This is a genomic window from Streptomyces sp. iso_384 (genome assembly GCF_056172905.1).
Map to the genome: position 1 here is coordinate 5,290,759 of NZ_JBWBTT010000001.1, position 20,937 is coordinate 5,311,695.

Sequence of the window (20,937 nt, forward strand, 5' to 3'; positions counted from 1 at the left end):
GGCCCGGGTCAGTGCCCGCCCCGGCCCTCCAGGTAGGCCAGCACCGCGAGGACGCGGCGGTGGACGGTGCCGTCGTCCGGCTCCAGGCCGAGCTTGGCGAAGATCGAGCCGATGTGCTTGCTCACCGCTCTTTCGGAGACGGTGAGTTCGGCGGCGATGGTGCCGTTGGCCTTGCCCTGAGCCATGTGTTCCAGGACCTCGCGCTCGCGGGCGGTGAGGCTCTGGAGCGGGCCCGCCGAGGACTTGCGGGTGAGGAGCTGGGAGACGACTTCCGGGTCGAGCGCGGTGCCGCCCGCCGCCACCCGGTCCAGCGCCTCCAGGAACTGTTCGACCCGGCCCACCCGGTCCTTGAGCAGATAGCCGATGCCCCGGGCGCCCTGGGCGAGCAGCTCGGCGGCGTACGTCTCCTCGACGTACTGCGAGAGGACCAGGATCGGCAGGTCCGGCAGTTCGGCGCGGGCGGCGAGCGCGGCCCGCAGGCCCTCGTCACGGAAGGTGGGCGGCAGCCGTACGTCCAGGACGGCGACGTCCGGGCGGTGTTCGAGCAGGGCGGGCAGGATCTCCGGGCCGGCCGCCGCGTCGGCCACCACCTCGTGTCCGGAGCTGGTGAGCAGCAGGATCAGGCCCTCGCGCAGGAGGGCGTTGTCCTCGGCGATCACGATCCGCACGGCAGCTCCACTTCGATGTCCGTCGGCCCCCCGGCGGGGCTGCTGACGCGGGTGGCGCCGTCCAGTGCGGCGACCCGCCGCCGGATGCCCACCAGCCCGCTGCCGGCGCGTTCGTCCGCGCCGCCGCGACCATCGTCGCCGATGGACACCCGCAGCAGGCCGGGGGGCCGGTCGATGCGGACCCGGGCGGCGGTGGCGCCGCTGTGCTTGCTGATGTTGGTGAGCGCCTCGGCCACCACGAAGTAGGCGGCGGCCTCGATCGCGGCGGGCAGCCGCCGGCCGTCCTCCACCGCGTCCAGGTCCGCCGTGACGGGTACGGCGACGTCGGCGGCCAACGCCCGTACCGCACCGGCCAGTCCACGGTCGGTCAGCACCGGCGGGTGGATGCCGCGCACCACGTGCCGCAGCTCGGCGAGCGCGGCGTCCGCCCCGTCCTGCGCCTCGTCCAGGCGGGCCCGCGCGGCGGCCGGGTCGCGGTCGAGGAGCTGTTTGGCGAGCCCGATCCGCATCGACAGGGCGACGATCCTGGCCTGGGCGCCGTCGTGCAGATCGCGTTCGATGCGCCGCAGTTCGGCCCCGTGCGCGGCGACCGCACCGGCCCGGCTCTCGGTGAGGTGGGCGATCCGTTCGGTGAGTTCGGCGGCCGGCGGCGGGGCGAGCAGGGCCAGCGTCCAGCCCGCCGAGAGGTCGGCCAGCACCGGATGCCAGCGCAGCGCCCAGCCCGGCCGCTCGGGCGGCTCGGTGCCGTACTCGTCGGCCCGGAGCCGGTCCACCAGTCCCACGACCGGCAGGACGATCCCGTCCACCAGCAGGGCGACGGGCCACAGGACCATCGCGAGATAGCCGAGCCCCATCCCGAAGAGCGTCTGCACGGGCAGCCAGAGCGCGAGCCGCCAGGTCGTCCGGTCGGTGAGCGTCCACCGGACCCGTTCGGACAACTCACCGCCGGGCGGCGGCGGGTAGGAGGCCGGCCGGTGTCCGGGCCCGAGCCGGGCCGCCGCCCGGCGGCTCTCCGCCCCGGCGGCCCGGCGCAGCAGCGTGGCGGCCTCCGGCAGGGCGGGCAGCCCGATGATCGCGACGGCGAACAGGAGGGCCGCCACCACCAGGAACGCGCCGAGGTAGGTCAGCATCGCGATCCCGATGCCGAGGAAGAGATAGCGCGAGGCGTCCCAGGAACGCCGGACGGCGAGCGTGAGAGGGGCGGACGGGGAGCTGCTCATGGCAGCCCACGGTACGGGTGCGGGCCCACCGCCGGAGGGGGGCGGGCCCCCGGCCGGGGGTGCAGCTGGCTCCACCCCCGGTCCGGTAGTGCGCACCCTCGCCCGGCCGCGCCCCGGCTCATAGCGTTCTAGCAGGTCAAACGGTATGTGGACGGTGGAGGCGAACAGTGCGCACGACGATGGTGGAGCAGGCGGCCGCGCTCGGTCTTGAGGGGGTGAGCCGGAGCTACGGGCGGCGCGGAGGCAGCCGGTGGACGACGGCGCTCGACGCGGTCAGCTGTACGGTCCCGGCCGGGAGCTTCACCGCCGTGGTCGGCCCCTCGGGTTCGGGCAAGAGCACCTTCCTCCAGATCGCGGCAGGCCTGGACCGGCCGACCTCGGGGACGGTGCGGATCGCCGGCATCGATCTCGGGTCGCTCTCGGAGGCGGCGCTGACCCGGCTGCGCAGGGACCGGATCGGGTTCGTCTTCCAGTCGCACGCGCTCAATCTGGTGCCGTCGCTGTCCATCGAGGAGAACGTGGTGCTGCCGCTGGTGCTGGGCGGTGCGGATCCGTGCGGACCCGAGGTCCTGGCGCGGGGGCGGGAGTTGCTGGCCCGGGTGGGTCTGGCGGGGCGCGGCGGCGACGGGCCCCCGACGCTGTCGGGCGGCCAGCAGCAGCGGGTCGCGGTGGCCCGGGCGCTGGTGACGGAGCCCGAGGTGATCTTCGCGGACGAACCGACCGCCTCGCTCGACCCGGAGTCCGCGGCGCTGGTGCTGGCCCTGCTGCGGGACGCCGTACGGATCGAGGGCCGCACGGTCGTGATGGTCACCCATGATCCGGTGGCGGCGAGCTGGGCGGACACCGTGCTGACGATGGACGGCGGCCGGCTGCGATGAAGTCGCGTGCGATGAGGTCGGCTCCGATGGAGTCCGCTGCGGTGGAGCCCACCGGGACGCGTTCCGGTTCCTCCGCGGCACGGGAGCGTACGGGTACGGCGGCCCGGGAGGCGCGGGGCGTACGGCGGGGGTCGCGGCGGGCGTCGGCGTTCCTGGCCCGGCGGTCGCTGGCCACGCACCGGCGGGCCTGGGCGGCGGTGATCGTGGCGACGGGCGCGGCGGCCGCGCTGATCGGCGCGTTCGCGTTCGTCGTCGGCTCGCTGCTGGTGGCCGCGCCACCGGTGCAGCGGTACGCGGGCGCCGACGCGATGGTGGCGGCGGACCAGAAGGTGTCGTACACCGCGAAGCCCTGGGGCGGCGAACCGCAGACGGCGACGGCGTATCTGCCCGAGCGGGCCCGGCTGGACCGTTCGGTGCTGGCCGCCGTGGCCGGGGCCGACGGGGTGGCGAAGGCCGTCGCGGACGACTCCGTGCCGGTGGCCACCGGCGACGGGCGGCCCGCGGTGGGCCGCTCCTGGCCGTCCGCCGCACTCACCCCGTACGAACTGGCTAAGGGGCGGGCCCCGCGGGACGCGACCGAAGTCGTCCTGGACGGCGGCCTGGCGGCCGACGGCCCCGCCCCGGGCGAGCGGATCGTACTGCGGGCCGACGGGACCGCCCGGACGTACACCGTCAGCGGCATCGCCCGCACCGGGCACGGCGGCGACGGTCCCCCGGCCGTGTTCTTCACCGAGCCCCGGCTGACCGCCCTGGCCGGGCACCCGGGCCGGATCGACGCGATCGGTGTCATCGCGGAGCCGGGCGTCGCGCCGAAGGCGCTGCGCGACGCGATCGGCACGGTGCTGCCCGAGAACGCGGGCGTCGCCGGATCCGACCGGGGCGTACGGGTGCTGACGGGGGCGGAGCGCGGGGAGGCCGAGCAGGTGGACGCGCTCGGCGGGCGCGGCGACCGGCTGGCCCTGCTCGGGTCGATCGGCGGGACCGTGCTGATGGTGGCGCTCCTCGTGATCGCCTCGACGCTGTCCCAGGCGATCCATCAGCGATCCGGGGAGCTGGCGCTGCTGCGGGCGGTCGGTGCCTCGCCCCGTCAGCTCCGGTCCGCGATCGGCCGTGAGGCGGGCCGGGTCTCCGCGCTGGCGGCGCTGCTGGGCGGGCTCGGGGCCGTACCGCTGGGGCTCGCGATGCGTGCGCTGCTGACCACCGGGACGCTTCCGCTGCCGGTGCCGTGGTGGCTGCCGCCCGCCGCCGCGCTGGCCGGCGGGCTGCTGGTCGCGCTGCTCGCGCGGCCGGTCGCTATGCTCGCCGCCCGGTCCATCACCCGGCTGCGGCCCGCCGCCGCGCTGGGTGCGGCGACGGCGGACGAGCCGAGCGGGCCCGGACGGTTCCGCACGGTCGCGGGCGTGGTGCTGGCCTTCGCCGGGGTCAGCTCGGCGGGCGTGGCGACGACGCAGAGCGGTCAGGCGGCGGGCGCCGCCGCCTCGGGCGCGGCGCTGTCGCTGGTGATCGCGGTCGCCCTGCTGGGGCCCCGGATCGCCCGGATCGCCCTGGGAGTGCTGGGCCGTCCGCTGCGCCGGGCGGGCGGGGTCTCGGGGTTCCTGGCCGAGCGGGCGGCCTCGGCGCACACCCGGCGGCTCGCCACCGCCTTCACCCCGATCGTGCTGGTGGTCGCGTTCGTCTGTGTGCAGCTCGCCGCGGGGCCGACGCTGGAGCGGGCCTCCGACCAGCAGGCGTCCGCCGCGCTGCGGGCGGACCTGGTGGCGACGGGCGGTGCGGCGGGCCTGCCCGCCGGGGTGGCCCGGGCGGTGCGGGAGGCGCCGGGGGTCACGGCGGCGACCGGGGTGCTGCGTTCGGCGGTCGTCCTGGCCGACCGGGAGGCGGGCGAACCGGTGCTGACCCGGCTGCCCGTGCTGGGCGTGGAGGCGCGCGGCCTGTCCGGCACGCTCGACCCCCGGGTCACGGCGGGCGACCTGGACCGGCTCACGGGGCGGGACGCGGTCGCGGTCGGGGCGGACCGGGCGAAGAGCCTGGGTGTCGGCCCCGGGGACCGGGTGGCGCTGCGGCTCGGCGACGGTACGCGGGTGGAGCCCCGGGTCGTCGCGGTGTACGGACACGAGCTGGGCCTGGGCGAGTTCCTCTTCCCGCGCGAGGCGCTGGCGGGCCATGTCTCGGCGGCGCGGGACCAGGTCGTCCTGATCCGGACCGGGTCCGGGGCCGGGGCCGACGCGGTCACCGACGTGCGGAAGGCGCTGGCTCCGTACGGCGGCGGGGTGGCGGTGCGGGCCGCCACCGCCGACGACGTCAGGATCGCTCCGCCGGTCCCGGACGAGGACAACGCCATGATCGTCATCGGCGTAGGCGTGATCGGCGGCTTCGCGCTGCTGGCCGTGGTGAGCACGCTGGCGCTGATCACGATCGGCCGCCGGGGCGAGTTCCGGCTGCTGCGGACGGTCGGCACGGGCCGTCGGCAGCTGCGGCGGATGCTGGTGCTGGAGACCGGCCTGGTGACGGTCGCCGGGCTGGTGATCGGCACGGCGGTGGCCGCGGTCCCGCTGACCGCGTTCGCCGTCTCGGTGGCGGGCACGGCCCCGTACCTCCCGCCGGCGCACTACGGAGTGATCGCGGGGGCGGTGGCGCTCGCCGCGGCGGCGGGAACGCTGGTCCCGGGCGCGTCGGGCGGACGCTTCGTCCTGGGGCGCGGGGTGCGGTGAGGAAGACGGGGCGGGGTCACGGGTGGCGGACGGCCACCCCTGGCCCCGCCCCGTCGCCATTCGGCCCGCAGCCGAGGCGCGGCCGGACACCGTCCGATGACCATGGGTCCATGGAGGCCGAGGAGTCCTCGGGGAGTGCCGCGCCCGCCGAGCGGCACGCCGGCTGGAACGAGCTGTTCTTCGATCTCGTCGTCGTCGCCGGGCGGGACAGCCGGCCCATCTGCCGCACGACGGCCCGCAGCCGGCGGATCCCGGCCTGTACGGGATCCTCTACCTGGCCTTCTGGACCACCTGGGCCGGATTCGCCGTCCACGGGGACATCGCGGCCTCCGCCACCCGGGTCCGTACGCTGCTGATCGCGATGTTCGGCATGGCCGTGATGGCGGCCTCGGTCCACACGGTCCTGACCGAGGTCGGGCACGGGCCGGGCCCGCCGACCGGGGACGGGCGCTCAGGCGCGGGCCAGCCCCGCTTCCCGTACGGCCACCGCCTCCATCGCGTCCAGCACCGGCCGGATCAGCGGATGGCCCTCGGCCCCCTGCCGTACGGCCGCGAAGACCCGGCGGGTGGGGGCGCTGCCCTCGACCGGGCGGACGACCACCCCGGTCAGTTCCATCCCGCGCAGCGCGGAGCGGGGCACCAGGGCCACTCCGGCGTCCGCCCCGGCCAGGGCGACCACGGCATGGAAGTCGTCCGACGAGTGTTCGAGGCGCGGGGCGAACCCGGCGTACTCACAGGCCAGGACCACCACGTCATGGCAGGGGTTGCCCGGATACTGTCCGATCCACTGGTCCTTCGCCAGGTCGGCGATCGGCACCTGGGCCTGGTCGGCGAGCCGGTGGTGCACCGGGAGCACCACGTCGAACGGCTCCGAGTACAGCGGGACGCGGGTGAGGCGGCGGTCGTCCTCGGCGGGCGCGCCCCGGTATTCGACGGCCACCGCCACGTCGACCTGCCGGTCCAGGACCATCGGGACGCTCGCGTCGCCCTCCGCGTCCTGGACCTTGACCCGGATGCCGGGCGCGGTGCGGGCCAGCTCGGTGAGGGCGGGGGCGAGGACGAGGCCGATGCCGGTGGCGAACGCGGCGACCGTGACCGTACCGGCGACGCCCGCGCTGTAGTCGGCCAGCTCCGCCTCGGCCCGTTCCAGCTGGGCCAGGACCACATTGGTGTGGCTGAGCAGGATCTCCCCGGCGGCGGTGAGCCGGGCGCCGCGCGCGCCGCGTTCGACGAGGCGGTGGCCGGTCTCCTGCTCCAGGGCGGCGAGCTGCTGGGAGACGGCGGAGGGCGTCAGGTACAACGCGGCGGCGGCCGCGGTCACGGTGCGGTGGTCGGCCACCGCACGGAGGATTCGCAGCCGCCGCGCATCGATCATGTGCCCATTGTCCCAGGTCGGGGCGAGTACCCGATCCGGTGAGCGGTTACGCCTCCGCGTCCAGGGCGGCCCGCGCGTCGACGAACGCGTCCACGGCGCGGTTCACGTCGGCGGTGGAGTGCGCGGCCGAGAGCTGGACCCGGATGCGGGCCGCGCCCTGCGGGACGACGGGGTACGAGAAACCGATCACGTACACGCCGCGCTCCAGGAGCAGTTCCGCCATCCGGCCGGCCTTGCCCGCGTCGCCGATCATGACGGGGGCGATGGCGTGGTCGCCGGGCAGGATGTCGAAGCCCTCCGCGGTCATCCGGGTGCGGAACAGCTCGGTGTTGGCGGCCAGCTGCTCGCGCAGGTCGCCGGCGGACTCCAGCAGGTCGATGACCTTGAGGGAGGCGGCGGCGATGACCGGGGCGAGGGAGTTGGAGAAGAGGTACGGGCGCGAGCGCTGGCGCAGCAGGGCGACGATCTCCGCGCGGGCCGCGACGTAACCGCCGGAGGCTCCGCCGAGCGCCTTGCCGAGGGTGCCGGTGATGATGTCGACCCGGTCCATCACTCCGTGCAGTTCGGGCGTGCCGCGACCGCCGGGGCCGACGAAGCCGACGGCGTGCGAGTCGTCGACCATGACCATGGCGTCGTAGCGGTCGGCCAGGTCGCAGATCTCCTGGAGCGGGGCGACGTAGCCGTCCATGGAGAAGACGCCGTCGGTGACGATGAGGCGGCGGCGCGCCCCGGACGCCTCCTTGAGCTGCGTCTCCAGGTCGGCCATGTCGCGGTTGGCGTAGCGGTGGCGCTTGGCCTTGGAGAGCCGGATGCCGTCGATGATGGAGGCGTGGTTGAGGGCGTCGGAGATGACCGCGTCCTCCGGGCCGAGCAGCGTCTCGAAGACTCCGCCGTTGGCGTCGAAGCAGGAGGAGTAGAGGATCGTGTCCTCCTGGCCGAGGAAGGCCGAGAGCCGCTGCTCCAGCTCCTTGTGGACCTCCTGGGTGCCGCAGATGAAGCGGACCGAGGCCATTCCGTAGCCCCAGCGGTCCAGTGCCTCGTGGGCGGCGGCGATGACCTCGGGGTGGTCGGCGAGGCCGAGGTAGTTGTTGGCGCAGAAGTTGAGGACCTCGCCGGCGCGTCCGCCGGAGGTGACGGCCACGGTCGCGGACTGCGGGGTGCCGATCACGCGCTCGGGCTTGTGCAGCCCGGCGGCGCGGATCTCGTCGAGGGTGGTGCGCAGATCGTCGCGTACGGAGTCGAACATGCGGATTCCTTAAGGATGCGAGGAGAAGCTCGAAGATCAGACGGTCAGACGGTCAGACGGTCAGACGGTCAGACGGTCCAGTCGAGGATGACCTTGCCGCCGAGGCCGCTCGCGGCGTCGTCGAAGGCCGCCTCGAAGTCGCGGAAGCCGTACCGGCCGGTGATCACGGGGGCGAGGTCGAGGCCGCCCTCCAGCAGGACGGACATGGCGTACCAGGTCTCGTACATCTCGCGGCCGTAGATCCCCTTGATGGTGATCATCGAGGTGACGATGCGGGACCAGTCGACGGCGAACTCCTCGGCGGGCAGGCCGAGCATCGCGATCCGGCCGCCGTGCGTCATGTTCGCGACCATGTCGCGCATCGCCTCGGGGCGGCCGGACATCTCCAGGCCGATGTCGAAGCCCTCGCGCAGGCCCAGCTCGCGCTGTCCGTCGGCGATGGTGCGGTCGGCGACGTTGAGGGCGAGACTGACGCCGACCTTGCGGGCGAGGGCGAGGCGGGCCTCGCTGACGTCGGTGATGACCACGTTGCGGGCGCCGGCGTGCTTGGCGACGGCGGCGGCCATGATGCCGATCGGGCCCGCGCCGGTGATCAGGACGTCCTCGCCGACCAGCGGGAAGGAGAGCGCGGTGTGCACGGCGTTGCCGAACGGATCGAAGATCGCCGCGATGTCGAGGTCGACGGGGACGCGGTGCACCCACACGTTGGACGCGGGCAGGACCACGTACTCGGCGAACGCGCCGTCCCGGCCGACGCCGAGGCCGACGGTGGAGCGGCAGAGGTGGCGGCGGCCGGCCAGACAGTTGCGGCACTTGCCGCAGACGAGGTGGCCCTCGCCGCTGACCAGGTCGCCGACCGTGATGTCGGCGACGTCGGAGCCGAGGGCCGCGACCTCGCCGACGAACTCGTGGCCGAGTACCAGCGGGGTGGTGACCGCCTGCTGGGCCCAGCCGTCATAGGCGCGGATGTGCAGGTCGGTGCCGCAGATGCCGGTGCGCAGGACCTTGATCAGGACGTCGGTGGGGCCGTACTCCGGCTCCGGCACGTCCATCAGCCACAGTCCGGGTTCGGCCTTCTGCTTGACGAGTGCCTTCACGGCTGCGGCTCCCTGACGTCGGTACGCGAAGTGGATACCCCGGGCCTCGGGGCATGTCGGAGGAACCCTGCGGCCCGGGGTGGATCTTGGGTGTCACCCACCATGGTGGGGGTTCGGCGGGACGGGACGGAGCATCTCGAAAGGCTCCACGCGCCGTCCCCGGCCGTCACCGAGAAGGCTGCCGTACGGCGGGGCCCCGGGTCCATCGAGGATTTCTTAAGCGCCGCCGCAGGAGATCTTCACACCTGGCCGTGGCTTCACCGACCGCTGCCGTTCCCCGGCCTTCGTTTCCCCGGCTACAGCTCTCCGTACGGGCCCAGGAAGCGGGGGCGGCCCTGCTCGATCCGGTAGAGGAAGATCCCGTTCTCGTACCGCACCTGCCGGGTCGAGGCGTCGAAGGCGAGGGTCCGCGCGATCCCCCGGTGCTCGGTCCGCACGAGCCGCCCGCCGATACCGCTGCGGACCTCGCCCGAGGCGCTGGTGGTCCCGGCGGCGCGGGCGATCAGGCCGACCGCGTCGTACGCCTCGGCGGCCCAGGTGGCGGGGGGTGCGCCGAAGCGCTTGCGGTGGGCGGCGGTGAACGCCGCGGCCGCCGGGAGGGCGGCCGGGTCGGCGTACGCCTCGGCGAAGACCCAGCCCTCGGCGGCCTCGCCCGCCCCGTCGAGGAAGGCGGGCCCGAGGGCCGGTCCGACGGCGGCCCGGGTGCCGGTGAAGCCCTCGTCCGCGAGTGCGGTGGCCAGGCGGGCGGCCCGGGACGCGTCGCCGCTCCCGAGGACCACGGCGTCGGCCTTGCCGGTGACCGCCTTGCGGACGACCGCGCCGAAACCCGCGTTCCCCCGGGCCAGGGGGTGTTCGAGGAGCGTGACGCCGGTGAGGGCGGCCTCGCGGAAGCTGACCCCGACCTCCCCGGCGAGCCCAGGGTCGGCGGCATCCTCGACGAGCAGGATGCGGGTCGCGGGGCGGGTGCGGATCAGATAGCTGATGAGGCCGGTCGAGAGCATCCGGTCGAGGGGGCGGGTCACGCAGAGGTGGAGGCCGGTGCCGGACTCTACGGTGCTGGAGCCCGCCGCGACGACGACGGTGGCCAGCCGCGCCGCGCCGTACCGCTGGACGAGGTCCTCACGCAGCAGTTGCCCGGTGGGGCCGAGGACGGCGACGACCGAGGGGTCCGCCGCCATCCGCCCGGCCACCCGGAGCGCCGCCGCCGCATCCCCCGTGTCGTCCTCGGTGCGCAGGGCTAGCCGGAACGCCTTGTCGGTACGGGAGTTGTGGTCGGCGACGGCGAGCTGCGCGCCGCGCTGGTGGGCCAGCCCGGTGGCCCGGCCGGGTCCGCCGAGGTCGGCGTGGAGCCCGATCCTGTACGTGGCCGGCTCCCCGGATCCCGTCGCGGAGCCGCCCGCCCCCTCGTTGCGCCCGCGCAGGGCGAACCAGGTGGCGGTGGAGCCCCCGGCGAGGAGAACGGCCCCGGCCGCCCCGGCGGTGAGCAGCCTCCGCCGGGTGGGACCGCCCGCCTGCCCGGCGGTTTCGTCCCCGGCCGGGGCGAGCGTGACGGGCAACGGCTCGGGATCCGGCAGCGCGAGGGCGGCCGCGGACCGCTCGGCGATCAGGGCGGAGAACCCGGCGGGCATCTGCCAGGGGGTGGGGGCGGTGTCCGGGTCGGGGGCGGTGTCCGGGTCGGGGGCAGTGTCCGGGTCGGGGGCAGTGTCCGGGTCGGAGGCAGTGTCCGGGTCGGAGGCAGTGTCCGGGTCGGGGGCCGTGCGGGGGGTAACGCACGGGTCCGGGGTTTCCCGGCGGTCCGGGGACACCCGCCGGTCCGGGGTTTCCCGGCGGTCCGGGGACACCCGCCGGTCCGGCGTTTCCCGGCGGTCCGGGGACACCCGCCGGTCCGGCGTTTCCCGGGGGTCCGGGGACACCCGCGGGTCCGGCGTTCCCCACACGCGCGGGTCGGGCACCCGGTCCGGGCTCGCCCCCGCGCCCCCGGGCCCGCCGGGAAACGCTGCCCCGTCCGTCTCCAGCGCGTCGCGGACCCGGCTCGCGGTCGGCCGGGCTGCCGGGTCCTTGGCGAGGCAGGCGGCGATCAGGGGGGACAGGCCGGGCGGAACGCCCGTCAGGTCCGGCTCCTCGTGGATCGTGCGGAACAGGGCGCCCGCCCCGCCGCCCGCGCCGAACGGCGGCCGGCCGGTGGCCGCGTACCCGAGGACGCAGCCGAGCGAGAACACGTCGCACGGCGGCCCCAGCGGCGCGGCCGACGCCTGTTCGGGGGCCAGGTAGCCGGGCGTGCCGATCACCGCGCCGCTGGTGGTCAGCGCGGTGGCGCCCTCGTGGCGGGCGATCCCGAAGTCGATGAGGCGGGGGCCGTCGAGGGCGAGGAGGACGTTGCCGGGTTTGACGTCGCGGTGGATCAGCCCGGCCTCGTGGACCGCGACGAGGGCCGCGGCGAGCCGGCTGCCGAGCGCCCGGACGGAAGTCGTGGGCAGCGGGCCGCCGGCTCCGACCACCTCGGCCAGCGAGGGCCCGGGGACGAACGCGGTCGCCAGCCACGGCTCGCGGGCCTCGGTGTCCGCGCCGAGCACCGGGACCACCCACGGGCCGGTGATCCGGGCGGCGGCCTCCGCCTCGCGCCGGAAGCGGGCCCGGAAGCCGGGGTCGGCGGCGTGCTCGGCCCGGATCACCTTCACGGCGGCGAGCGCCCCGCCCGCCGAGCGCGCCAGGTAGACCACACCCATGCCGCCCGCGCCGAGCCGGACGAGGGCGCGGTACGGGCCGACGGTGCGCGGGTCCTCGGAGGTGAGGGGCCGCACGTCAGCTCTTCGGCTTCGGGGCCGGGCCGAGATAGCGGTGGCGGCCGTCCTCCACCCGGTACAGATGGGCGTCCTGGCCGACGAGTCGCTGACGTTCCTCGTCGAACGCGTACGTGCGGGAGATGCCCTCGTACCGTGCGGCGGCGATCGCGGCGGTGAGCGCGGACCGGGTGGGCCCGCCGTCACCGGAGGGCGTGGCGCTCGCCGACGCCCCCTTGCCACCGGCGGTCGCGCCCTTCGTCCCGGCCGTCGCCGCCTTGGAGGCGGCGACGGCGAGGGCGGCCAGTTCGCGGGCGACGAGCCCCGCCACGTCGTACGCCTCGGCCGACCAGGCGGCGGGCGCGGCGTCGAAGCGCTTGTGGTGGGCGGCGGCGAAGGTCGCGGCGGCCGGGGCGCCCGCGTCGGTGAACGGGGCGACGAACTCCCAGCCGTCGGCCGCCGCGCCCGCCAGCTTCAGGAACTCCGGCCCCATGACGGTGTGCTGGGCCATGCGCGGTCCGGCGAAGGACTGCTCGGCCAGGATGCGGGCGACCCGGGAGGCTCCGGTCGCGTCGCCGGCGTAGAAGAGCGCGTCGCTGCGGTGGGACAGGAGGTCGGTGACGACCGGGTCGAAGACGCGCGTCCCGGCGGGCACCACCCGGGGGTAGGTGGTGCCGGTGGTGAGGTCGGGGGTCATCAGGTTGGTCGCATAGCCCGCCTGGTACGCCGCCTGTCCGCCCGCCCGGTCGATCAGGATGCCCAGCTTCTCGACGTCGGGGCGCAGCAGGAGCCGGTTGACGATGGGGATGGAGAGCGAGGCGTAGGAGGGGGCGGCCTGGAAGAAGGAGCCGTTGGCCCGCTTCGGGAAGGCGATCTGGAGGGCCGACACCGTCAGAACCGGCAGCACGGCCTCGTCGTACGCGGGGAGTGCCGCCCCGGCCGCCTCGTCGCTCGTGGGGCCGATGACCGCGATGACCTCCGGGTCGCGGGCGAACTCCTCGGCGACCCGGGCGGAGCGGTCGGCGTCGCCCTGGTCGTCGAGGACCTTCACGGCGAGCCGGAAGGGCCTGCTGTCGAGGGAGTTGAAGCGGTCGACGGCGAGCCGGACACCGCGTTCCTGGGCCCGTCCTGCGGCGCTCAGGGGTCCGGTGAGGTCGGCGTGCACGCCGATGATCCAGCGGCGCCCGCCGGGTGCCCCGTCTCCGCCACCACCGTCGGATCCGCCACCGGTGAGGTGTACGGCGGCGAAGGCGCCCGCTCCGACGGCCACCGCGCCGCCCGCCGCGAACAGCAGGAACCTCCGGCGGCCGGGGGCGGGTTCGGGCGGGCCGGGCTCCTCGGTGACGGTGGCGTCGATGTCGGGCAGGGCCAGCAGGGCGGCGGACCGGTCCGCGATGATCCGGACGACGTCCTCGGGCAGCCAGTCGGGGGCCGTCCCGGCGGGTATGTCCTCGGCGATCAGGGTGTCGAGGCCGGCGGCGGCCGGACGTTCGCCGGGGTCCTTGGCGAGGCACCGCTCCAGCAGCGCGCGCAGCCCGGGGTCCTCGATGCCGTCGAGGTCGGGTGCGTCGTGGACGGTGCGGTAGAGGACGGCGTCGACCGCGCCGCTGCCGAAGGGCGGCCGGCCGGTGGCCGCGTACGCCAGGAGGCAGCCGAGCGAGAAGACGTCCCCGGCGGAACCGGCAGGACCGGCGGACCCGGCGGTGTGCCCGGCCGTCTGCCCCGACGCCTGCTCGGGCGGGAGGAAGCCGGGGGTGCCGACGATCAACCCGGTGGCGGTCAGGGCGGTGGCGTCGGCGGCGCGGGCGATCCCGAAGTCGATCAGCCGGGGGCCGCCGGCCGTCAGCAGGACGTTGCCCGGTTTGACGTCGCGGTGGACGAGCCCGGCGGCGTGCACGGCGGCCAGGGCGCGGGCGAGCAGCCGGCCGAGGACGGTGACGCTCCGCACGGGCAGCGGTCCGCGCCGGGCGACGACGTCGGACAGCATCGGCCCGGGCACGAACTCCGTGGCGAGCCATGGCCGTTCGGCCTCGGTGTCGGCACCGGTGACGGGCACGGCCCAGGGGCTGTCGACCCGGCGGGCGGCCTCGGCCTCGCGGCGGAAGCGGGTCCGGAAGTCCTCGTCCCCGGCGTACTCGGGCAGGATCACCTTGATCGCGGCGAGCGCTCCGGCGTCGGTGCGCCCGAGGTAGACGACGCCCATGCCGCCCGCGCCGAGGCGCCCGAGGAGCCGGTGGCCGCCGATCCGGGCGGGGTCGGTGGGTCGCAGGTCATCCATCGCCCGGCCTCAGCTCTGCTTCTCGACGGCGGATTCCAGCCGGACCAGCATGGCGGCCTGCGCCTGGACCACCAGATCGTCGACCTCCCGCTCGGTGCGCCCCTTCGCCCCCTTGCCGGTCACGGCCACGGTGAACCGCAGGGTCTGCGCCTGCTGCCAGGCGTAGTGGTGCGGCCCGCCGAGCTCCGAACTCTGGTACTGGCCGCGCTCGCTGAGCGCGTCCTCGGAGTTGGTCTGGGTGACCTCGCCGCCCAACAGCGCCGCGGCGACCATGGAGCCGATCAGTTCGCCCTCGCGCAACTGCTGGGTGGGGCAGCGCATGGTCTCCTCGATCGACTCCGCCATCTCCCAGGCCGCGTCCTCGCGGGTGCGGTGCACGGTGACGACGGCGGCGAGGCGCACGGGCCCCTTGGCCTTCTCCGCGGGCAGCTCGAACGACCGGGTGAGGGTGGCGAGGACGCTGTGGGCGGGCTTCTGCTGCTGCCAGACGCAGTCCTCGCCGAGCACGGGCCAGGTGGCCGGGCCGCTCTCGTACGGGCTCCGCTTCACCACTCCGGGGCCGAAGCTGTCGGGCCCGGCGATGACACGGTCGATGAACTCGCGTGCCGCGGCCTTGGTCTTGGGAAGCCGGGCAGGGTCGGGTTCGAGCGTGGCCGTCGCCCCGGGTGCCGGTCCGGTCCCGGTTCCGCCACCGGAGTCCGCACCAGCGCTCGCACTCGCAGATGCGTCGCGCTTCTCCACATCCCCGGAGTCGCCCGCCGCCCCGGAGCAGCCGGCGAGCAGCGCGGCCGTCAGGGCCAGCGTCGGAGGCAGCGCGAAGCGAACCCCTCTTAACGGCACGTGACAGGTCACAACGTTTCCCCGTTCCTCCTCGACGCCGCGTCGATCATAAGTAAGCCCGGCGCGACATGCGGGGGCTGCAGGACGACTGTTACCGCGTCGGGACCGGGGCGGCACCGCCCCGGAACCGCCCGGACGAGGCCGTCAGGCCGTCTCGGCGAGGAAGGCGCCGATGTGTTCGACGAGGGCGGCAGGCCGGTCCTGAGGAAGGAGCGTGCAGTTGTCGGCCACCTCCACCAGCCGCCCCTGCGGCAGGATCTCGGCGAGCCGGCGCCCGTGCTCGATCGGCATCACCCTGTCCTGGGACCTGTCGTCGAACTGCCGCCTGCCGGGCGACGACGGCAGTTTGACGACAGGCCCTAGCTCGCCCAGATCACCAGCGCGGGACGGTCGACCGTACGCAACTGCTTACTCCACCGCGGCAGTTCGGCTCTCTCGGGTACTCCGAGCACATAGGCGCGCAGGTCGCGCCGGATCTCCGGCGCGCTCTGCACCGGCCGGAACGGACAGGTCGGCCCCGGTCCCCATGGGCCTGCGATGTCCGCCGAGCGGCAGGGTCGGCACGATGCACCGCACCTGGTCCCCGAGTCCGGCGACGACGACGTCCCACAGCGGTCCGTCCATGGCCACGCCGTGCAGGAGGTCCACCACGGGCCCGTCACCACCGGTGTCGTGGTACTCGATCACGCCCGCCGAAAGCCTCACGTCGCCCATGCGGTCGACATAGTCCGGCCGGCCTCGGACCAACCCCGGACCGACCTCGGGCCGGGGCCTGACGCAGCGTAGGGAATACCTCCCCGTCCTTGATAGCGTCGCCCCCGCGGCTGCGGACTTCTCCCCCGACCCAGCCGTACGGGGGCAGGCACGGGGACCGGGCGCGGCAGGACGAAGAGGGCCGACAGATGAGCCTTGCACAGGTGCACTACACCTCCGCCGCGCCGGGGGCCGAGGGATCCGAGGGAGCGGCGGGCCGGTTCACGTCGGTCGGTCCCGGCGTGTCGGGTGCGCTGCTGGCGGAGATCGAGCCCTTGGTGCGCTACGAGCTGCCCGGAGGCGTTCCCGACCGGCCGTCCGACAGTGAACTGCGCTCGCTGCCACAGGCGTTCGGCTACGCGGTGCTGTCCGACGGCAGCCGGCTGGTGGCGCGTTCGGCCCCGGTACGGGACACGGGCGGCGGCAGCGACTCGGGGCCGGGGTCAGGACCGGGGTCGAGGCAGGGCGTCCGGTTCCACGCGCACGCGGTGCACCTGCCGCCGGGGGTTCCGCTGCCGGGCGACCGGCTGCCGGTCGAGGCGTGGCGCTCGCCGCTCTGGGTGTCGACGACGCCCGCCGGGGCGATACCGGACCCGCTGACGCTGCCGCCGGGCCCGGCGGCGGTCTCCGAGGGCCTGGACGACTTCGCCGTCTCGCGCGGCCCCTGGCTGGCGGCGGTGCTGGCGGATCTGCGCCGGGCGAGCGAGGCGGAGGCCGCCACCGGGCGACCGGTGGTGCTGGTGGAGCGGCAGTGCGCGGACGTGGCCCGGTGGCTGGGGCTGGCGTCCGTCGCCCTGCCGAGGGAGCACGCGGAGCGGCTGACGTTCACCACGTACACGCGGCGCCCGGGCAGTTCGGCGTCGCGGGTGGTGGGGGTGGGGCCCGAGGACGCGGCGGCGGCGCGAGCGGCGGGCCTGCGGGTGCACGAGTGCGCGGGGCAGGCTCCGGTGGCCGGTACTGACGACGACGTATGGGCGACGACGGCGGCCCGGGTCTGGCGGAGCCGGTCGCCGGAGCTGTTCCGGGAGGCGCGCGAACTGCCCGGAGAGCCCTTCGCCGCGGGCCCGTTGGCGGTGACGGCGCTCTGCGCGGGGATCGCGCTCGGCCCGGACGGACGTGCGGCGGCGGCCGGTTGGGCGGCCGACCGCCCCTACGCCCTGGACGCGAAGCGCACCGGCCAGCTGGTCGAGGCCCTCACCTCTCCCGGTATCGACGACCGTACGGGCCCCGAATTCGACGCGGCCGGGCGGCTGTTCGGCGCGCTGGAGGGCCGCAGCCCGGCTTCGGTCACCGCGCCGCTCGCGGCGATGCTGGTCACCGAGGCGGTACGGGGCGGCAACGGCTCGCTGGAACTGCCGCGCCGGGACGCGTTCGCGGGCCCGGAGGGGGCGGAGGTCGCCGGGCGGCTGGGCCCGGAGATCCTGACCGAACTGGCCGACACGGCCGGATCGCGTTCGGTGGCGCGCACCGTACAACTGCTGCGGGTGGCCCGGCTGCTGGGCGTGGACGGCGCGGATCTGCTGCCGGGCGTGGTGGACCGCCTGGCACCGGCGCTGCTGGCGGAGGCGGCGGAGGAGGAAGGCGGAAGGGAAGGTCCTGAGAGCGCCCCGGCCTTCGCGCCGGCCCTGCTGGAACTGCTGGACGAACAGTTCGAGGTGCGGACGGCACTGCTCGGCGCACTGGACCGGATCGCGCCCCAAGACCCCGGGGCAGTGGCCCGGTTCCTGGAACGGGTCACGCTGCCGTTCACGGGCACGCAGGCGCTGCCGCATCTGCGGATGTGCGCCGAGGTGCCGGGCGCGATGGCGACGCTGGGCGGTGACCGGGCGGCGGTGTGGCACCGGGTGCTGCGGGCGGCGGGCCTCTCCCCCTTCGCCGAGCCGCTGGTGCTGCGCACGGCGGTGGGCCTGGTCTGGGAGGACCGCGCCCCGACGGTGGAGGAGGCCCGCCTGCTGCTGGACGCGGCCACCTCGGACTCGCACCGCGCGGCCGGTACGTGGGCCCGCCTGGTCGACGCGGCGCTCGGCGCGTCCGCCGCCGGTACGGACGAGGCGGCCGGCCTCGCCCATGACCTGCTGCGCGGCTACCCGACCGAGATCGGCGGCCGCGAACGGGCCGGCCTCCTCCTGCTGGACCTGGTCCGCGAACTGCGCACGGGCGCACCGGATCCCGGCTGGGCGGAGCGGGTCCGCACCCTGTGCGCCCGGGCGGAGCCGGTCGAACCGGCGCTCCGGGAGCGGGCGTACGCCGCCCTGGCCGAACGCCTGCTGGCCCCGGACCGCCCGGGTGCCGAGCTGTACGACTTCGTCCACGGCGACGACCCCGACCTGATCGCCGCGTACGACCGCACCGCCCGGACGGAAGCCGTACGGGCCCGGCTGCGCACCCAGCCCGCCTACGCGGCGGACTGCTTCACCGTCTGGACCGCCCACCCGCACGCGGGCCGCACGTGGCCCCCGGTTGCCGCCGCCCTCCTGGACGAGGTCCTGCGCCCCGCCGTCCGCGCCATGTCGGCCGAGGACGTCGCGGAAGTCGAGGCGACGGTGGGCCGCACGGGCAGCAGCGGCCGGGCCGACGCCTTCCGCGACTGGAACCGCGTCAGCGCCCTGGGCCGGCTGGGTCGCCGGATCGCGGGACGGGTGCGGCGGGGCTGAGCGGGGTTCCCGGCAGGAGCCCTGCACGGGGCCCTTGCGCATGTCTCGAAATCGCACGTGCATACGCCGCCTCTGTGTGCCCGGGATAGGTTGGCGTCCCGTGGGGGCGGATCCGCGCCGCCGTGCTCCGACCAGCCGTTCATGGGGGAACCGTGCTGACCTTCGACGATGTGGTGAACGCGCCCGTCGGGAAACTCAAGACAGCGGCTGACGACTGGACCACGACGGTGGCCAGGCTGGAGGAGCTCGCCGAGGATGCCCGAACGGGCATGAAGGCGAAGGCGGCCAAGGCCCGGTGGGAAGGCGTCAACGCCGGGGTCACCAAGGCGTTCGTCGGGAAGACCGCAGCGGAGTTCGAGGACGCCGTGGCCCAGGCCCGGGGCATCAAGTCCTTGCTGGTGGACGCACACACATCCTTCGCGTATGCCAAGAAGACGCTGATCGCCCTACGGGACGAAGAGGGCCCGGCGGCAGGTGTGGTGATCAGCGCGAAGGGCAAGGTGTCGGCGCGGCACGACCTGGCGGACGACCGGACCGCACAGCACGATCCGGACTATCCGGAGGCACTGCGCAAGCAGAAGGCAGCCGTCGCGTCCTGGCAGCGGAAGGTCGACCGGATCGTCGAGGACTGCTCGGATGCCGACGAGTCCTTGAAGCGCGCCCTCGAAGCGAACATGAAGAGCGGGCACGACTTCAGCAAGCCCGCCTACAAAACGCTCGACGCGGAGCAGGCGGGCCATGCGTCGGAACTGCTGAAGACGGTCACGGGCGAGGGCGGCACCGCCCGAAACCTCGATGCGCTGCGCGAACTCGAAGACATCATCGACGACAACCGCGGCGACCCGGAGTTCGCCACCGCCTTCTACTGCAGGCTGGGCGCGGAGGGAACGCTGGAGGCGTACACACGGATGTCCCTGGACGCCACGTCGCTCGGCCCGGCGGGCGCGGACCGGGTGGGCCTGGTCCGCAACATCCAGAGCGACATGGGCGCGATGCTGGGCCTGGCCACGACCCCGTCGGTGCCGAACCACCTGGACCCCGCCTGGACCTCGCAACTCCTCAAGGCGGGCCGCAAGGAGATCGACGTCTCCGGGTACGCGGGCGTCGGCGCGAAGGTGTACGGCTACCAGGCACTCGGGGCGCTGCTGCGGGAAGGAACGTACGACCAGCAGTTCCTGACGTCGGTCGGCCGGGACATGATCGCCATGGACAAGAAGGACCCCGAGATCTGGTCCCGGAACCTACCGTACAACCAGGACATGGCGATCAACCTGGGCGCGGACGGCGGGAAGGGCTTCAACCCGGTCACCGGCCTCATGGAGGCGATGAGCAGGCATCCCGCGGCGTCGGCGCAGTTCTTCAACGAGAACCTGCGGTCGGACACCAACAACGACGGCATCGTCACCCTGCTGGACGTGGAGACCCGCGGCAAGGACGCGCAGAGCGTGGTCGACTACATGCTCGACAAGAAGCCTGCGGACGACTGGTACGACACCACGGCCGAAAGCGGCACCACGCTCGGCCAGACGGCCATGGGCAACGCCTTGGAGGCAGCGGTCACCGGACGCGTCCCGGGCGACGACGACGCGCCGCCGGTGCGGCACTCCAAGGACATGAGCGGTGTCATGGAGAAGGTCGTCGAGAAGATCGGTACGAACCCGGAGCTGGTGTCGGCCGAGGCGGGTGACCCGCCCGGCCCGCTGAGCGCCCTGGCTCCGCGGTTCGGCGCCATGGCGGCGGAGTACATGCCGGACTTGCAGGCAACCGCGGAGAACGCGGCGGGCCAGATCAAGCCATTCGGCGAACCGGCCGAATTCGAGAAGCACCTGATGACGAGGTTCCTCGGCTCGGTCGGCCAGGATCCGGACGCCTACGGTGCGATCACCCACGCGCAGCAGGCCTACACGACGGCGCTCGTGGGCGACGCGTTCCGCCATCCCGAGCGCCATGCGGACATGGGCGAGGCGATCCGCAACGCCGTTCATCCCGGCGGGGAGATCGCGGGGATGATGGCGGAGGCGAGGGCGCATGCGATTGTGGATCTGAAGACGCACGAGATCGACGAGTACAACCAGGGCGTCGAAGACAACGCGAAGTGGACGAATCGAATCATCGACCTCGTCGGAGCGAAATACCTCGAACTGCTTCCCTTCGGCGGGGACGCCATCACGTGGATTCAGGAGGACGTCACGGAATCAGTGGTGAACAACGCGAAGGAAGAGAATCTGGACGGGGCCGCCCTCGAATCGGGAGAAGGGTACGCGAGGGCAGAAGAGGCCGCGAAGAAGGCCGCAGCAGCCGCTGTGGTCACGGGCGGTAAATCCGCCGGGCTGACACCCGAGGAATACAACACCTACCGGGGATCCGCTTCCACGGCAACGGCGGATGCCTACTCCAGTGGTCACAACATGTCCGAGAAGAACCGCCCCTGAGGGAGCAA

Annotated in this window: 13 protein-coding genes and 1 pseudogene; 4 read left to right on the forward strand and 10 right to left on the reverse strand. The window is 74.5% G+C overall.

The genetic code is table 11. The annotated features are described in order from the left end of the window. Window positions 1-8: 8 nt before the first annotated feature. Together AC0VY3_RS23760 and AC0VY3_RS23765 are read right to left on the reverse strand one after the other, a co-directional pair. Window positions 9-668: a LuxR C-terminal-related transcriptional regulator gene (locus AC0VY3_RS23760; RefSeq protein WP_086778155.1), complete on the reverse strand. Its 660-nt coding sequence runs from the start codon at window positions 666-668 to the stop codon at window positions 9-11. Beyond that, complete coding sequence (locus AC0VY3_RS23765; RefSeq protein ID WP_103507003.1) at window positions 656-1,888, reverse strand: sensor histidine kinase; 1,233 nt, start codon at window positions 1,886-1,888, stop codon at window positions 656-658. Before AC0VY3_RS23765 ends, AC0VY3_RS23760 begins: the two co-directional genes overlap by 13 nt. A gap of 179 nt (window positions 1,889-2,067) precedes the next feature. On the opposite strand from AC0VY3_RS23765, the gene AC0VY3_RS23770 reads away from it, so the two are divergent. Then, complete coding sequence (locus AC0VY3_RS23770; RefSeq protein WP_475551726.1) at window positions 2,068-2,766, forward strand: ABC transporter ATP-binding protein; 699 nt, start codon at window positions 2,068-2,070, stop codon at window positions 2,764-2,766. Window positions 2,767-2,792: 26 nt separating this feature from the next. Beyond that, window positions 2,793-5,474, forward strand: coding sequence for an ABC transporter permease (locus AC0VY3_RS23775; protein ID WP_475550540.1), 2,682 nt, complete (start codon window positions 2,793-2,795; stop codon window positions 5,472-5,474). A gap of 270 nt (window positions 5,475-5,744) precedes the next feature. On the opposite strand, the gene AC0VY3_RS23780 is transcribed toward AC0VY3_RS23775, so the two are convergent. The 8 genes and pseudogenes from AC0VY3_RS23780 to AC0VY3_RS23815 all read right to left on the reverse strand — a co-directional run bounded on the left by AC0VY3_RS23780 (window position 5,745) and on the right by AC0VY3_RS23815 (window position 15,804). Then, window positions 5,745-5,873 (reverse strand): hypothetical protein, encoded by a 129-nt coding sequence (locus AC0VY3_RS23780; RefSeq protein ID WP_475550541.1) that lies wholly within the window; start codon window positions 5,871-5,873, stop codon window positions 5,745-5,747. A 52-nt stretch (window positions 5,874-5,925) separates the two neighbouring features. After that, window positions 5,926-6,849, reverse strand: coding sequence for a LysR family transcriptional regulator (locus AC0VY3_RS23785; protein ID WP_103511930.1), 924 nt, complete (start codon window positions 6,847-6,849; stop codon window positions 5,926-5,928). Between the two features lie 46 nt (window positions 6,850-6,895). Beyond that, the gene (locus tag AC0VY3_RS23790; protein ID WP_103511931.1) at window positions 6,896-8,095 is read right to left on the reverse strand and encodes a glycine C-acetyltransferase; all 1,200 of its coding nucleotides are present in this window, start codon (window positions 8,093-8,095) and stop codon (window positions 6,896-6,898) included. Window positions 8,096-8,163: 68 nt separating this feature from the next. Next, entirely contained in the window at window positions 8,164-9,192 is a 1,029-nt protein-coding gene (tdh, locus tag AC0VY3_RS23795; protein WP_103511932.1) for an L-threonine 3-dehydrogenase, read from the reverse strand. 296 nt (window positions 9,193-9,488) lie between these two features. Further along, complete coding sequence (locus AC0VY3_RS23800; RefSeq protein WP_475550542.1) at window positions 9,489-11,993, reverse strand: bifunctional serine/threonine-protein kinase/ABC transporter substrate-binding protein; 2,505 nt, start codon at window positions 11,991-11,993, stop codon at window positions 9,489-9,491. Window position 11,994: 1 nt separating this feature from the next. Then, complete coding sequence (locus tag AC0VY3_RS23805; RefSeq protein WP_475550543.1) at window positions 11,995-14,250, reverse strand: bifunctional serine/threonine-protein kinase/ABC transporter substrate-binding protein; 2,256 nt, start codon at window positions 14,248-14,250, stop codon at window positions 11,995-11,997. 9 nt (window positions 14,251-14,259) lie between these two features. After that, window positions 14,260-15,102, reverse strand: a complete 843-nt coding sequence (locus AC0VY3_RS23810) for a hypothetical protein (protein WP_475550544.1) — start codon at window positions 15,100-15,102, stop codon at window positions 14,260-14,262. 132 nt (window positions 15,103-15,234) lie between these two features. After that, a pseudogene (locus AC0VY3_RS23815) lies at window positions 15,235-15,804 on the reverse strand (alpha/beta fold hydrolase). 188 nt (window positions 15,805-15,992) lie between these two features. On the opposite strand from AC0VY3_RS23815, the gene AC0VY3_RS23820 reads away from it, so the two are divergent. After that, entirely contained in the window at window positions 15,993-18,497 is a 2,505-nt protein-coding gene (locus tag AC0VY3_RS23820; RefSeq protein WP_103511935.1) for a GTPase-associated protein 1-related protein, read from the forward strand. 152 nt (window positions 18,498-18,649) lie between these two features. Further along, the gene (locus AC0VY3_RS23825) at window positions 18,650-20,929 is read left to right on the forward strand and encodes a hypothetical protein (RefSeq protein ID WP_103511936.1); all 2,280 of its coding nucleotides are present in this window, start codon (window positions 18,650-18,652) and stop codon (window positions 20,927-20,929) included. Window positions 20,930-20,937 lie beyond the last annotated feature (8 nt).

What these genes read in the sequence shown, in the direction of transcription:
- AC0VY3_RS23765 (WP_103507003.1), bottom strand. Translation starts at nt 1,888, where the DNA reads ATGAGCAGCTCCCCGTCCGCCCCTCTCACGCTCGCCGTCCGGCGTTCC.
- AC0VY3_RS23770 (WP_475551726.1), top strand. Translation starts at nt 2,068, where the DNA reads ATGGTGGAGCAGGCGGCCGCGCTCGGTCTTGAGGGGGTGAGCCGGAGC.
- AC0VY3_RS23775 (WP_475550540.1), top strand. Translation starts at nt 2,793, where the DNA reads ATGGAGTCCGCTGCGGTGGAGCCCACCGGGACGCGTTCCGGTTCCTCC.
- AC0VY3_RS23785 (WP_103511930.1), bottom strand. Translation starts at nt 6,849, where the DNA reads ATGATCGATGCGCGGCGGCTGCGAATCCTCCGTGCGGTGGCCGACCAC.
- AC0VY3_RS23790 (WP_103511931.1), bottom strand. Translation starts at nt 8,095, where the DNA reads ATGTTCGACTCCGTACGCGACGATCTGCGCACCACCCTCGACGAGATC.
- AC0VY3_RS23805 (WP_475550543.1), bottom strand. Translation starts at nt 14,250, where the DNA reads ATGGATGACCTGCGACCCACCGACCCCGCCCGGATCGGCGGCCACCGG.
- AC0VY3_RS23820 (WP_103511935.1), top strand. Translation starts at nt 15,993, where the DNA reads ATGAGCCTTGCACAGGTGCACTACACCTCCGCCGCGCCGGGGGCCGAG.